General features: G+C 70.3%; 8 protein-coding genes. 3 read left to right on the forward strand and 5 right to left on the reverse strand.

Annotated features, from left to right (window positions below; translation table 11 throughout):
- Position 1: 1 nt before the first annotated feature.
- Positions 2-3,553 carry a hybrid sensor histidine kinase/response regulator gene (locus ABIE04_RS05165; protein WP_354547500.1) on the reverse strand — a complete coding sequence of 1,184 codons (3,552 nt, stop codon included), beginning with the start codon at positions 3,551-3,553 and terminating at the stop codon, positions 2-4.
- 155 nt (positions 3,554-3,708) lie between these two features.
- On the reverse strand, positions 3,709-7,266 hold the full coding sequence (locus tag ABIE04_RS05170; protein ID WP_354547501.1) for a hybrid sensor histidine kinase/response regulator: 3,558 nt from the start codon (positions 7,264-7,266) through the stop codon (positions 3,709-3,711).
- Positions 7,267-7,425: 159 nt separating this feature from the next.
- Here ABIE04_RS05170 and ABIE04_RS05175 point away from each other — a divergent pair, with 159 nt between their 5' ends.
- Positions 7,426-8,886 (forward strand): GTPase, encoded by a 1,461-nt coding sequence (locus tag ABIE04_RS05175; RefSeq protein WP_354547502.1) that lies wholly within the window; start codon positions 7,426-7,428, stop codon positions 8,884-8,886.
- A gap of 89 nt (positions 8,887-8,975) precedes the next feature.
- Here the strand turns inward: ABIE04_RS05175 and ABIE04_RS05180 are convergent, their stop codons facing one another.
- Genes ABIE04_RS05180 through ubiH form a run of 3 tightly spaced genes read right to left on the reverse strand, consistent with a single transcriptional unit; the run spans position 8,976 to position 12,243 of the window.
- Positions 8,976-9,770: a dienelactone hydrolase family protein gene (locus tag ABIE04_RS05180; protein ID WP_354547503.1), complete on the reverse strand. Its 795-nt coding sequence runs from the start codon at positions 9,768-9,770 to the stop codon at positions 8,976-8,978.
- A 59-nt stretch (positions 9,771-9,829) separates the two neighbouring features.
- On the reverse strand, positions 9,830-11,041 hold the full coding sequence (locus tag ABIE04_RS05185) for a UbiH/UbiF/VisC/COQ6 family ubiquinone biosynthesis hydroxylase (protein WP_354547504.1): 1,212 nt from the start codon (positions 11,039-11,041) through the stop codon (positions 9,830-9,832).
- The gene (gene ubiH / locus ABIE04_RS05190) at positions 11,038-12,243 is read right to left on the reverse strand and encodes a 2-octaprenyl-6-methoxyphenyl hydroxylase (RefSeq protein WP_354547505.1); all 1,206 of its coding nucleotides are present in this window, start codon (positions 12,241-12,243) and stop codon (positions 11,038-11,040) included. The genes ABIE04_RS05185 and ubiH overlap by 4 nt, the downstream gene beginning before the upstream one ends.
- Before the next feature lie 110 nt (positions 12,244-12,353).
- On the opposite strand from ubiH, the gene ABIE04_RS05195 reads away from it, so the two are divergent.
- The gene (locus ABIE04_RS05195; protein ID WP_354547506.1) at positions 12,354-12,950 is read left to right on the forward strand and encodes a hypothetical protein; all 597 of its coding nucleotides are present in this window, start codon (positions 12,354-12,356) and stop codon (positions 12,948-12,950) included.
- A 9-nt stretch (positions 12,951-12,959) separates the two neighbouring features.
- The gene (locus ABIE04_RS05200; RefSeq protein ID WP_354547507.1) at positions 12,960-13,529 is read left to right on the forward strand and encodes a cob(I)yrinic acid a,c-diamide adenosyltransferase; all 570 of its coding nucleotides are present in this window, start codon (positions 12,960-12,962) and stop codon (positions 13,527-13,529) included.
- Positions 13,530-13,534: the final 5 nt, after the last annotated feature.

Genomic DNA, 13,534 nt, shown 5'->3' on the forward strand with positions numbered 1-13,534 from the left:
TTCACGCCGGCACCGACGCCGGCGCGCCGGGCACCGCCCGCGCCAATGCATCGGCCAGCTGCTCGCCGCTCAGCGGCTTGCGCAGGAAACCGTCCATGCCCACCGCGCGCGCCCTCGCCTCGTCCTCGCTGCCCTGGCGGGCGGTCACCGCCACGATCGGCAGGTGCTGCCCGGCATGCTCGCGCTGGCGGATCAGGCGGGCGATCTGGAACCCGTCGACGCCGGGCAGGTCCAGGTCCAGCAGCACCGCATCGAAGCCGGCATGCGCCAGCTCGGCCAGCGCCGCCAGCCCGTTGACCACATGCACCACCGTGTGGCCTTCACGCTCCAGCAGGCCGCGGATCACCGCCGCCACGATGCTGTCGTCCTCCACCAGCAGCAGCCGGTAGCTGCGGTCCGCCGCCACCTCCATCGCAGGTGCGACCGGCGCCGGCTCGGCCAGCGGCAGCCGCACGCGGAACGTACTGCCGTGCGCCAGGCGCGATTCCAGTTCGATGCTGCCGCCCATCATGTCCACCAGCTCGCGGCAGATCGCCAGGCCCAGTCCGCTGCCGGCGCGGCGCTGCGGCCCCTCGGCTTGCTCGAAGCGCTGGAACAGCCGTGACTGGCTGGCTTCGGAAATGCCCGGCCCGGTATCGCTGATGCTGAACTGCAGGCCGCCCTCGATCCGCTGCGCGCGCAAGGTGACGCTGCCGTGCTCAGTGAACTTCAGCGCGTTGTTGGCCAGGTTCAACAGCACCTGCTTGATGCGCAAGGCATCGCCGAGCAGTTGCGCCGGCAGGTCCTCGGCCACCTCGAGCACGAAGCGGATGCCCTTGGCGTGCGCCAGGCCCTGTTCGAGTTGCGCCACGTCCTCGAGCAGCTGACGGGGGTCGAACGGCGCCGGCTCCAGTTCCAGCTTGCCGGCCTCGATCCGCGCCAGGTCCAGCGCGTCGTTGAGCAGCTTCAGCAGCATCCCGCCCGAACGCTGCATCGCCTGCGTGTAGTCGTGCTGCTGCGGATCGAGCGGCGTGCTCAGCAGCAGTTCGGCCATGCCCATCACGCCGGTCATCGGCGTGCGGATCTCGTGGCTCAGCGTGGCCAGGAACTGCGTCTTCGCCGCGCTCGCCGCCTCCGCCATCTGCCGTTGCTGCTCGACCAGTTGCACGTGATGCCGTTGCGCCAGGCGTCGGCGCCAGCTGTACAAGGCCAGGCCGGCCACCGACACCAGCAGCAGTGCGTAGATCACCCACGCCCACCAGCGCAGCCACGGCGGCGCTTCCACGTGGATGCGCAGCGGCGTGGCCGGGTGCACCCACAGGCCGTCGGCGCCCGCGGCCATCGCGTCGAGCACGTAGTCGCCTGCGCCCAGCCCGGTGAAGTCGCGCTCGCCACGATTGCCGGTATCCACCCAGTCGCTGTCGAAACCGTGCAGCAGGAAACGGTACTGGTTGGCGGACGGGGCGATGTAGGAAAACACCCGCGCATCGACCGCGAGCTGGCTGTCGCGCCAGCCGACTTGCAGGGGTTGTGTGCCGATCGGCAACACCTGCGTGGCGCCGCTGCGGTGTACCCGGGCCTGGGTGAGCGCCATCTGCGGCACGCTGGTTTGCCGGTTGCTTCGGTCCGGGTTGAACGCCACCACGCCGCCCAGGGTGGCGGCGTAGATATAGCCGCTCGGCATCCGCGCGTAGCCGCGGAAGAACTCGCCGTTGGTCAGGCCATCCTGCAGGCCGAACGAACGGAACGCGCCGGTGTCCGGGTCGAAACGCCACAGGCCGTCGTGGCCGAACACCCAGACGCGACCCGCGACATCGACGCGCAAGTCGGTGACGTTGACCGACGGCCAGCCATGCGACGCGTCGACCCGGCGATCCGCCACGATGCCGTCGCCGCGACGGCGGTAGTGCGTCAATCCGTCGGCGTTGGCCATCCACAGCCCGTCGCCGGTGAAATCGAAGGCATCGACGGTTTGCCCGGCCGGTCCGCCCGGCACCATGACGAAACGGTCCTGCGCCTTGTCCAGCCACATCATGCCGCCGTCGCTGGCATACCAGAAGATGCCGTCGCGCAGCGTCATCTGGCTGCCCCAGCGCACCTTGTCGCTGGAGCCGTCCATCGGCACTGGATGGATCGCCAGCGTCTCCGGGTCGATGCGGAACAGGCCCTGGCCGAAGGTGCGCGCATACATCTGGCCGTCGGGCCCGGGTTCGACCTCCAGCGGGCGCTGCATCATCGCGCCGGCCGGATCGACCCGATCGAGTTGCCCGTCGGTGTCGCGATACAACGCGCCCTGCACGACCACCCACAAGCGGTTCTTCGCATCCTCGGTCATGCCGACCACGTCGCCGCGCAGTCCCGATATCACGTGCTCGACCGCGCCGGTCACCGGGTCGAGCCGGTCGATCCGGCCGCCGCGCTGGCCGACCCACACGTGGCGACCGTCCTTGCCGCGCGCCATCGTGGTGGCGATCGGGTCGCGCAAGCTGGAAGGGTCGTCCGGCATGTGCGTGAAGCGGCTGAAGCGGCTCCAGCCCGGCGCCAGGTATGCCACGCCGCCGTCGTACAGCACGGCCCACAGCCCGCCTTCGCGATCGACCATCAGCTGCCACACCCAGGTACCCGGCAGGTTGCCGTAGAGCACCGGCTGGTCGGTCACCGCGGTCACCGGCCCGCCGGCCCGCGCCTGCAGGAACAGCCCTTTTTGCGTGCCGACCCACAGCCGGTCCGCACTGTCGCGCACGCTGCTCATCACGTTGGTCTCGGGAATCACGCCGGCGCCGAAGCGGCGCGCCATGCCGTCCGCGCCGACGATCCACAGGCCGTCCGTGGCGGCAATGCGCACTTCGTCGCCGTTGCCGTCGATCCGCCACGCGTCGATGGTTCGCCGCGGATCGGCCGATGGCACGCGGCGGATCGTGCCATCCGCCTCGCGCACGAATACGCCGTGGCCGCTGCCGATCCACATGCGCCCGTGCCCATCCACGTACAGCGCGGCGACGGTACCGACCGCGGCCGGCGTCGCGCCGAGCTGCGGATCGACCACATGCTCGAACCCACTCTCATCCGGGCGCATCCGGTCGAGCCCTCCCGCGCTGCCCACCCACAACGTGCCGTCGGCGGTCTGCGCGACCGCCCAGACCCGGTCGCTGGCCAGGCTGGCGGGGTCGGCCGGATCGTGTCCCCAATGCCGGAACGTACCGCTGGCGTCGTCGTAGCGGTTCAGGCCCGCGTTCAGGCCGGCGGCCCACAGGCGGCCCTGCCGGTCGAGCGTCAGCGTGGCGATGCCGTTGTTGTACAGCGAGCCCGGATCATTCTCGGCATGCCGGAACACCTTGAAGCCGATGCCGTCGAAACGCGCCAGGCCACCCTTGGTGCCGAACCAGATCGCGCCGTCGCGGTCCTGCGCCACGGCATAGACATTGGTACTCGGCAACCCATCCGAGGTGTCGTAGCGACGAAACTGCGGGGTCGGCAGCGGGTCGGCTTCAAGCGCGGCGACCGGGGGTGCCGGAACGCTCGACGCGGGCGTGGCCAGGCCCAGGGCCATGGTCAGCAAGACTGCTGAAAGCATAAGGTGGTCCCCTTTGGGCTTCCCATCCCGCCTGCGCCATGCCGTGCACGAACCTGTCGTTCGCGAACGAGGCGTCGTGCCGGCTCCTGTCCCGTGTCGCCATGATGCCAAAACCCTCACGCCGGCGCGAGCAGGCGCCCACGGGCGCGTGCGGTTCAGACGGACGTGTCGGTGGTCAGTGGCGCAGCGGGCACCGCCCGCGCCAATGCATCGGCCAGCTGCTCGCCGCTGAGCGGCTTGCGCAGGAAACCGTCCATCCCCACCGCGCGCGCCCTCGCCTCGTCCTCGCTGCCCTGGCGGGCGGTCACCGCCACGATCGGCAGATGCTGCCCGGCGTGCTCGCGCTGGCGGATCAGGCGGGCGATCTGGAACCCGTCGACGCCGGGCAGGTCCAGGTCCAGCAGCACCGCATCGAAGCCGGCATGCGCCAGCTCGGCCAGCGCCGCCAGCCCGTTGACCACATGCACCACCGTGTGGCCTTCACGCTCCAGCAGGCCGCGGATCACCGCCGCCACGATGCTGTCGTCCTCCACCAGCAGCAGCCGGTAGCTGCGGTCCACCGCCACCTCCATCGCGGGCGCGACCGGCGCCGGCTCGGCCAGCGGCAGCCGCACGCGGAACGTACTGCCGTGCGCCAGGCGCGATTCCAGTTCGATGCTGCCGCCCATCATGTCCACCAGCTCACGGCAGATCGCCAGGCCCAGTCCGCTGCCGGCGCGGCGCTGCGGCCCCTCGGCTTGCTCGAAGCGCTGGAACAGCCGTGACTGGCTGGCTTCGGAAATGCCCGGCCCGGTATCGCTGATGCTGAACTGCAGGCCGCCCTCGATCCGCTGCGCGCGCAAGGTGACGCTGCCGTGCTCAGTGAACTTCAGCGCGTTGTTGGCCAGGTTCAACAGCACCTGCTTGATGCGCAAGGCATCGCCGAGCAGTTGCGCCGGCAGGTCCTCGGCCACCTCGAGCACGAAGCGGATGCCCTTGGCGTGCGCCAGGCCCTGTTCGAGTTGCGCCACGTCCTCGAGCAGCTGGCGCGGCTCGAACGGCGCCGGCTCCAGTTCCAGCTTGCCGGCCTCGATCCGCGCCAGGTCCAGCGCGTCGTTGAGCAGCTTCAGCAGCATCCCGCCCGAACGCTGCATCGCCTGCGTGTAGTCGTGCTGCTGCGGATCGAGCGGCGTGCTCAGCAGCAGTTCGGCCATGCCCATCACGCCGGTCATCGGCGTGCGGATCTCGTGGCTCAGCGTGGCCAGGAACTGCGTCTTCGCCGCGCTCGCCGCCTCCGCCATCTGCCGTTGCTGCTCGACCAGTTGCACGTGATGCCGTTGCGCCAGGCGTCGGCGCCAGCTGTATAAGGCCAGGCCGACGATCGCGGCCGTGAACAATACATAGACCAGCCATGCCCACCAGCGCGCCCACGGCGGTGCCTGTACGTGGATGCGCAGCGGCGTGGCCAACGCGCTCCATTCGCCATCCGCGCCCGCGGCCATCACTTCCAGTGTGTAGTCGCCCGCACCCAGCCCGGCGAATTCGCGCTCGCCATGATTGCCGGTATCCACCCAGTTGTTGTCGAAGCCGTGCAGGCGGAAGCGATAGCGGTTGGCGGCCGGATCGACGAACGACGCCACCCTGGCCTCGACGTGCAGGTCGCGATCACGCCAGTGCAATTGTATCGGCTGGCCCAGCGCCAGCGGCTGGATGCGGTTGTCCCGACGCACCGTGACCCGGGTCAGCGTCAGCAGCGGCGGTGCACCGCGTTGCTCCGGCTTCGCCAGGCGCTCCGGCTGGAACGCCATCACACCACCGCTGCTGGCGGCGAACAGTGTCCCGTCCAGCGCCATCTCGATCGAGCCATTGGTGAACTCGCTGCTCGACAGGCCCTGCGACGGGCCGAACTCGGTGAACTGCTTCGTCTTCGGCTCGAACCGCCACAGCCCCGGGTTGGCGAACAGCCACAGTTGGCCCTGGCGGTCGACCTGGATGGCCATCAGGTCGGCGGCGAACGGCATGCGGCTGATGTCGACGCTGGCATCGCGCGTGGCGCGACCATCGGCATCGCGATAGTGCTCGAGCGCCTGGTCGGTGGCGGTCCAGAAACCGTCGGCATCGAACGCGAAGGCGAGGATTTCGTGGCGCGGCACACCGGGCACGAAGGCCAGGCGCTGGCCCGGACCGTCGCCGCGCAGCAGGCCACCGGCGCTGGCGTACCACAGGCGGCCCGTCTGGAAACTCAACTGGTCATGGAAGCGGGTCCCGCTCGGCGCATCCGCCGGCATCACCGAAGTCGCGACCAGGTTGTCGGGGTCGAGTGCAAACACGCCCTCGCCCCACGAGGACACATAGACACGTCCATCGTCTCCGGCTACGAGCGCGGTGGGCCGGCTGATGTGGCTTTGTTTCGCTTCGAGGGCGGTCAGCTTGCCGTGGTCGTAGCGGTAGATCTCGCCCGGTCCGGCGATCCACAGCCGGCCGCGGGTGTCCTCCGCCAGGGAAGCGAGGTTGCCACGCAGGTTCTTCACCACGTGGCTGACCGCGCCGGTAGCCGGGTCCAGCTTGTCGACCCAGCCGTTGAAGCCGCCGACCCACAGCTGGTCGTCGCGGCTGCGGCGTACCGACAGCGCGGCAATGTTCGACAGACTCTGCGGATCGTCGGGAACATGGGTGAAGCGGGTGAACCCGTTCCAGCCTGGCGACAGGTAAGCGACGCTGGACTGGTCGAAGGTAAACCAGAGTCCGCCCTCGCGATCGCGCAACACCTGCCACAGGCGATCGCTGGGCAGGCCGCCGGGCAGCAACGGCTGGCCGACGATGTGCTGCAGGTGGCCGCTGCCGTCATCCAGCCAGACGCCGTTCAAGCTGCCCATCCACAAGCGGCCCTGCGCATCGCGGGCACTGCTGAGGATCCGCAGCGACGACAGTTGCGGGCTCGCCAGCGGGCGCGCCACGCCATCGGCGCCGATCACCAGCAGGCCACCTTCCAGCGCCACCCGCACTTCGCCATCGCCACCATCGATGTGCCAGACCTTGCCGATCTCGCCACGGAAGGCCGGATCCACCGGCACGCGCCGGATCGTGCCGTCCGGCTGGCGCAGGTACAGGCCGCTGTGCGCGCCGATCCACAACCGCCCGTCGGCCTCCGCCAGCAGCGCGCGGGTGGCGCCGAACGATCCGGCGCGGCTGCCGTCGACATCCAGCGGGATGTGGTCGAAACCGCTGCCGTCCGCCCGCAGGCGATCCAGTCCGTCCTGCGTGGCGACCCACAGTTGGCCATCGGACGTCTGCGCGATGCTCCAGACTTCGTTGTTGGCGAGACTGTCCGGCTTGCCGTCGTCGTGCTCCCAGTGCCGGAAGCGGCCGCTCGCCTGGTCGTAGACAGTGAGCCCGGTCGAGACGCCACCGGCCCAGACCCGGTTGTCGCGATCGACGAACAGCGAATAAGTCTGGTTCGCCGGCAGCGACAGCGGATCGCCCACGACATGCCGGAATACCGTGAAGTCGACCCCGTCGAAACGTACCAGGCCACCGGCCGAACCGAACCACATCAAGCCGTTGCGATCCTGTGCCGCGGCATAGATCGCCCCGCTGGGCAGGCCATTCGCCGTCTCGTAGCGGCGGAACTGCGGCGTCGGCAACGGGCCCGCTGCCTGTGCGCCGGGCGCAGCCAGGGCAATCGGCATCGGCACGAGCACGCCCAGCATCACGCCCAGCAGCCAAGCGGACAACCTTGATCCGTTCCCCATCAGTCCCCCCGAACCGGCGCTGCGAATCCGCACCGGCCTCGGCCGAAGCCGCGTCCCGCACACGATAGTGCCAAAACCACGTCGCGGGCGCGAGCAGGGCCTGCGCAAGGGCGGCGGCAGGAAGCTGGCTAGAATGCGCGGATGTCCCGACGCCTGCGATTGCTGTTCACCGCGTTAGCCATGGCCGCGCTGCTGTGGCTGTTGTTCGCCGCCGCCGAACGCGCGCTGGCGCTGGCGCAGCGTTTCCTGGATTTGCCGACGTGGCTGCAGTGGACATTGGGCGGTGTGCTGCTGATCTTCGCCGCCGCCGGCCTCAGCGTGCTGTGGTGGCTGCTGCGTCCGCGCCGCAAGCGCCGGCCCCCGCCGGTGCCCGATCGCTGCAGCCTGGAACAGCGCATCGGCCAGTTGCGCGAACGCGGCGCCGACACCGGCGCACTGGCGGCCGAACTCGGCGAGCTCGATCGCCGCCACGCCAGCGCGCGCGTCTATGTCGCGCTGTTCGGCGAAATCTCCACCGGCAAGTCCAGCCTGATCCGCGCGTTGTCACCGCACGCCCAGGTCGCCAGCGACGCGCGCGGCGGCACCACCCGCGCCGTCGGCCACTACGACGGCAGCCTGCCGGACGGCCGCACACTGGTGCTGGCCGACGTACCCGGCAGCCGCGAGGCCGGTGGCGAGGCGCACGAAACGCTGGCGCGCGAGGAAGCGCTGCGCGCGCACGCCGTGATCTATCTCTGCGCCGGCGATCTCAACCGCAGCCAGGCCGATGAATTGCGCTGGCTGGCCGACTTCGGCAAGCCGCTACTTCTCGTGCTGAACAAGGCCGACCAATGGAGCAGCAGCGAACTCGATCAACTGCTGGCGCGCCTGCGCCGGCACGCGCGCGGCATCGCCAGCGCGGTGCTGGCGATCAGCGCCGGCGGCAGCGAGCGCTACCAACGCCAGCTTGCCGACGGCAGCACCGAGTCGGTCGAGCGCCAGCGCAAGCCCGCGATCGAACCGTTGCTGCAGGCACTCGAACGGCTTACCGCCCCCGGCGCCGAAAGCCTGGAGGATTTGCGCGAAAACGCCGTGCTGGCCGGCCTGCATCAACGCACCGGCACACTGGAAGCACACACCCGCGCCGAGGAAGCCGAGCGCATCGTGCGCAAGTACGCGCGCCGCGCCATCGTCGGCGCGCTGGCCGCGGTGGCGCCGGGCAGCGACCTGGTGATCCAGGGCGTGCTCGCCACCGGCCTCACCCGCGCGCTCGCCGAGCTGTACGGCGTCAAGGTCAGCGAGGTACAGATCGAGGATTTCGTGCAGCAGGCCAGGCTCACCCTGCGCACCGGCAGCTCGATCGTGCTGGCCGTCGCCGGCAACGCGCTGAAGGCGTTCCCCGGCCTCGGCACCCTGAGCGGCGGCGTGCTGCACGCCTTCGCCTACGCGCTGATCTTCGACTCGATGGGCCGCGCGCTGGCCGCCTCGCTGGCCGAACGCCACAGCCTTGATCAGGACGACGCCGGCGCCCGCCTCAAGGAACTCCTCGCCGACGCCGGCGGCACCCGCCTGCGCCAGTTGGCGGCGCTGACGATGGAAGCGGTGCGCGAGCGCGCGGAATGACTGAACTGGTCCGAAGTGCAGGGCTTTCGTCCACGGAGGTCGAAAGCCCTTCGCTCTAAATCACTAAAAAGCGAGCTTCTGCAGAAGCCCTACGGCGTGCCGGCAAACGCCGCGCGCAGCCAGTTGTGCATCAGGCGGTAGCTGCGGGTGGCGGCGCGTTCGTCGTAGCGGCAGCCGGGCGAGTTCTCGCCGACTTCGGTGAAGCAGTGCACGGCGTGGCCGATCACCACGAACTGCCAGTCGGCGGGGCTCAGGCGCATCTCGTCCATGAACTTGTCCGCATCCGGCATGGTGCCCTTGTCGTCGGCGCCGTTCATCGCCAGCACGCGCGCCTTGATGTTCTTCGCCAGCGCCGGATTGTCGGTATCCAGGCCACCGTGGAACGACACCACCGCCGCGACGTCCGCGCCGCTGCGCGCCAGATCGAGCACGGCCGAGCCGCCGAAACAGAAGCCGACCGCGGCCAGCTTGGTCGCGTCGAGCGGTGCGTTCGCGGCCTGCGCCTTCAACTGCTGCAGCGCCTCGTTGATGCGCTTGCGCATCAGCGCGCGGTCGCCGTACAGCGGCTTCACCGCCGCCTGTGCCTGCGACGCGTTGCCCGGCTGCGGGCGCACGCCGGCACCGTACATGTCGGTGAGCAGGATCACGTAATCCTTGCCGGCGATCATTTCGGCCTTCTTTACGGCTGTGTCATTGATGCCGTACCAGTTCGGCACCATCACCAGGCCCGGCCGCTTCGCGCTCGAAGCGTCGTCGTAGACCAGCACGCTGTGGAAGCGGGTGCCGTCCTGCGCCCACTCGACCGGGCGATGCACCATCTTCGCCTGGGCGGCAAAGCTTGCACCAGCCAGCAACAGCAGACAGCAGAGTCGGGCGATACGCATGGTCGATCCTCCATCAGGGGTTGACTCCCTCCCTCTGCGAGCAGGGGGAGGAGCAAAGCTCAAAGTCCGGCGGCGTGTTCCGAAATCCGCCGCTTCAGCGGGGCAAGCCGATCGAGCAGGCGCACCCCGACGCCGCGCGCGGCGACCAGCGCCGGCGACTGCCACGCGTAGATGCGCGCCAGCGCGTCGAAGCCCAGCGCGTCCAGCGTGTCGGCGCTGCGCCGGCGGCGCGCATAACGGCGCAGCACGTGCGCGGCGCCGATGTCGTGACCGGCGGCGCGGGCGTCGATCAGCGTGTCGCGCAGCTCGGCCACGTCGCGCAGACCCAGGTTGACGCCCTGCCCGGCCAGCGGATGCACCGCGTGCGCGGCGTCGCCCAGCAGCACGAAACGCTCGGCCTGGTAGCGCTCGGCCAGTTGCAATTTCAACGGGAACGCCGCACGCGGCGTCGTGGCGACGATCCGGCCCAGCCGAAAATCGCTGGCCACGCCGAGCTCGTCGAGGAAAGCCTGCTCGTCCAGCGCCAGCACGCGCCGCGCCTCGGCCTCGGGCAGCGACCACACGACCGAGCTGCGCCCGTCGGCCAGCGGCAGCAACGCCAGCGGCCCGTCCGGCAGGAAACGTTGCCACGCCGTGTCCTCATGCGGGCGTTCGGTGGCGACGTGCGCCACCACCGCGCGCTGCGCGTAGTCGTGGCCACGCGTACCGATACCGGCCAGACCGCGCAGCGGCGAAGCGGCGCCGTCGGCGGCCACCAACAGGCCTGCAGCCAGCATCTCGCCACCGGCCAGTTCCAATTGGATGCGATCCTCGCGCGCCTCGAAACCCTGCACCGCGACAGGACACAAGCGACGCACACCGGAAGCTTCCAGCGCCTGCCACAGCGTCCACTGCACCAGGTTGTTCTCGACGATGTAGCCGAGCCGGTCGCGGCCCTCGCTGGCCGCGTCGAAGTCGATCGCCGCGCCGCTTTCGGCGTCCCACACGTGCATGTGCGAATACGGGCCGGCGCGGGCATCGCGGATGGACGTCCAGACGCCCAACTCGTCCAGCAGCATCACCGACGACGGCGCCAGCCCGACCACGCGCAGGTCCACCTCGGCATTCGCGTCCCATGCCGCCGGCGCGCGCGCCTCCAGCAGGGCGGTGCTGAAGCCGGCCCGCGCCAGCGCCAGCGCAGCGGCGGCACCGACCATGCCGCCGCCGACCACGGCCACGTCGAGCGCGGGTGCGCGGCGGCGGGAAGGCATGTCCTGCAGCGAAGTGTTCATGGCAGGTGCTCCAGCACCGCCAGCGGCGGCTCGCCGCGAAACCCCATGCCGCGCCGCGCCAGCGCGCGTTGCAGCGGCGGCAGCCGGTCGCAAGCCAGCAACGCCAGCGAGCGCAGTGGCGCCAGCAGCGGCTGCGGCAGGCAGGCCAGCCGCACCAGGCCGTGGCTCATCGCCATGGTGCCGTCGCGATCCGGCGCACGCCGTGCGGCGTAGCGTTCCAGCAGATCGGCAGCGCCCGGATCGGGGGCGGCCGCCACCAGCTCGGCCAGGGTCAGCGCATCGCGCAGGCCCAGATTGAAACCCTGCGCGCCGATCGGATGCACGGTCTGTGCGGCATTGCCCACCAGCACCGCGCGCGGCGCGGTCAGCTGCGCGGCGGCGACCCGATGGATCGCGTACGGATGACGCCGGCCCGGCCGGCCGAGCCGGCCCAGGCGCCAGCCGAAACGGCGCTGCGCCAGTTCGATGAAACCCGCATCGTCCAGCGCGGCCACCGCTTCGGCTTCGTCGGCGGACACGGTGAGCACCAGGCCGCAGCGGCGCTCGGCCAGCGGCAGCAGTGCGACCGGGCCATCGTCGGCAAAGCGCTCGTACGCGCGATTCGCGTGGTCGCGTTCCGGCGTGACCGTGCACACGAACAAGGTCTGCCCGTAGTCGTGCCGCTCGGCGTCGATGCCGAGTTGCGCACGCACGAACGAAGACGTGCCGTCGGCGCCGACCAGCAGCGGCGTGTCGAGATTGCGCGCACCGTCGGCGGTTTGCACCTGCGCGCGCCAGCCGCTGGCCAGCGGCTGCAGTGCGGACAAGGTGGCCGGCGCCAGCCGGGTCAGCCGGGCGCATTCGTCCAGCCGGCGCAGCAGCGCCGTGCCGAGTTCGCGCGCCGGCAAGGTCCAGCCCAGCGCGTCGACGCCCTGCCTGTCGGCGTCGATGCGCGCGCTGCCGAACTCGCCGGCGCGGCTGACATGGATGTGCCGGATCGGCGTGGCGCGGGCGGCCGCGTGCCGCCACACGCCGATCGCCTCCAGTCCGTTGACGGTGGCGCGGGCCAGCGCGAGGTTGCGCTCGTCGTAGCTGGGCTGGGCGTCGGTGCGCGGTGCGGCGGTCTCGACCAGGGTGGCTTTGATGCCGGCGGCATCCAGCGCGATCGCCAGGCTGGCGCCGACCAGGCCGCCACCGACGATCAGCACGCCAGACTCGCTCATGACGGGGGATTCGGGGACATTCATGCGCCGATGATACGCGCTGGCGCTGTCGGCGTAGCAGCGCGTTGGGCTAGACTAGCGGTCTGTCCAGACCCCACACGGAGCACCCCATGGCCAAGACGCAGACCCGACGCATCGGCATCTTCCTGATGCTGGCCCTGGTGATGGCGGCCACCCGCCTGCATCACTTCAGCGCCCTGCCCGACGCCTCGTGGGGCGTGTTCTTCCTGGCCGGCTTCTGGCTGCGCGGCTCCGCGCGCTGGGCGTTTCCGCTGCTGATCGCCGAGGCCGTGCTGGTCGACTTCTTCGCGATCACCGGCGCCGGGCTCGATTTCTGGACTCACTACTGCGTCTCGCCGGCGTACTGGACGATGCCGGTGTACTTCGGCGCGCTGTGGTTCGGCGGCAGCTGGCTGGCCCGCCACCAGTCCGGCCTGCGCCCGTCCACGCTGGGCCTGGCCGCGGTGGCGCTGGTAGTCAGCGAGGCGGTCTGCTACCTGATCTCCAACGGCAGCTTCTACTGGCTCAGCGCCAGCGTGCCGCTGCCGCGCAGCGCGGCCAACTGGTTCACCAACCTCGGCGACTGGTACCTGCCGTTCCTGGGCACCACCGTACTGTATGTGGGCATCGGCGCCGCGCTGCACGTGGGCGTGACGCTGCTGGCACGCACCCTGCGCGGCTCCAGCCAGCCGGGCCTGAGCCACTAAGCCGGCGCGATGGGCAACCGGCTCTCGAAAATCTACACGCGCACCGGCGACGACGGCAGCACCGGCCTCGGCGACGGTTCGCGGGTGGGCAAGGACTCGTTGCGGGTCAACGCCTACGGCACGGTGGACGAGCTCAACAGCACGATCGGCATGCTGCTGGCCGCCGACGGCGTCAGCACCGAGGTGCGCGAGGCGCTGACCCAGGTGCAGCACGACCTGTTCGACCTCGGCGGCGAGTTGTGCATCCCCGGCATGGCGATGGTCGAGGACAGCGACATCGACCGCCTGGAAACCATCCTCGACGCGCTCAACGAACCGCTGCCGCCGCTGAAGGAATTCATCCTGCCCGGCGGCGGCATGGCCGCGGCCTGCGGCCATCTGGCGCGCACCGTGTGTCGTCGTGCCGAGCGTGAAGTGATCGCGCTGTCGCGAGTGGAAGACATCCGCAACCAGCCGCAACGCTACTTGAACCGGCTGTCCGACCTGCTGTTCGTGATCTCGCGCGTGCTGGCCCGTGCCAGCGGCCACGGCGAAGTGCTGTGGCAGCACGAGCGCCGCCGCAAGCCTTCCACGAAGTAGGCCCG

Source organism: Rhodanobacter soli (genome assembly GCF_040548735.1).
Taxonomy (GTDB): domain Bacteria; phylum Pseudomonadota; class Gammaproteobacteria; order Xanthomonadales; family Rhodanobacteraceae; genus Rhodanobacter; species Rhodanobacter soli_A.

Excerpts from the sequence above, each read along its gene's own strand:
- ABIE04_RS05165 (WP_354547500.1), bottom strand. The coding sequence starts at position 3,553 with ATGCTTTCAGCAGTCTTGCTGACCATGGCCCTGGGCCTGGCCACGCCC.
- ABIE04_RS05175 (WP_354547502.1), top strand. The coding sequence starts at position 7,426 with ATGTCCCGACGCCTGCGATTGCTGTTCACCGCGTTAGCCATGGCCGCG.
- ABIE04_RS05180 (WP_354547503.1), bottom strand. The coding sequence starts at position 9,770 with ATGCGTATCGCCCGACTCTGCTGTCTGCTGTTGCTGGCTGGTGCAAGC.
- ABIE04_RS05185 (WP_354547504.1), bottom strand. The coding sequence starts at position 11,041 with ATGAACACTTCGCTGCAGGACATGCCTTCCCGCCGCCGCGCACCCGCG.
- ubiH (WP_354547505.1), bottom strand. The coding sequence starts at position 12,243 with ATGAGCGAGTCTGGCGTGCTGATCGTCGGTGGCGGCCTGGTCGGCGCC.
- ABIE04_RS05195 (WP_354547506.1), top strand. The coding sequence starts at position 12,354 with ATGGCCAAGACGCAGACCCGACGCATCGGCATCTTCCTGATGCTGGCC.
- ABIE04_RS05200 (WP_354547507.1), top strand. The coding sequence starts at position 12,960 with ATGGGCAACCGGCTCTCGAAAATCTACACGCGCACCGGCGACGACGGC.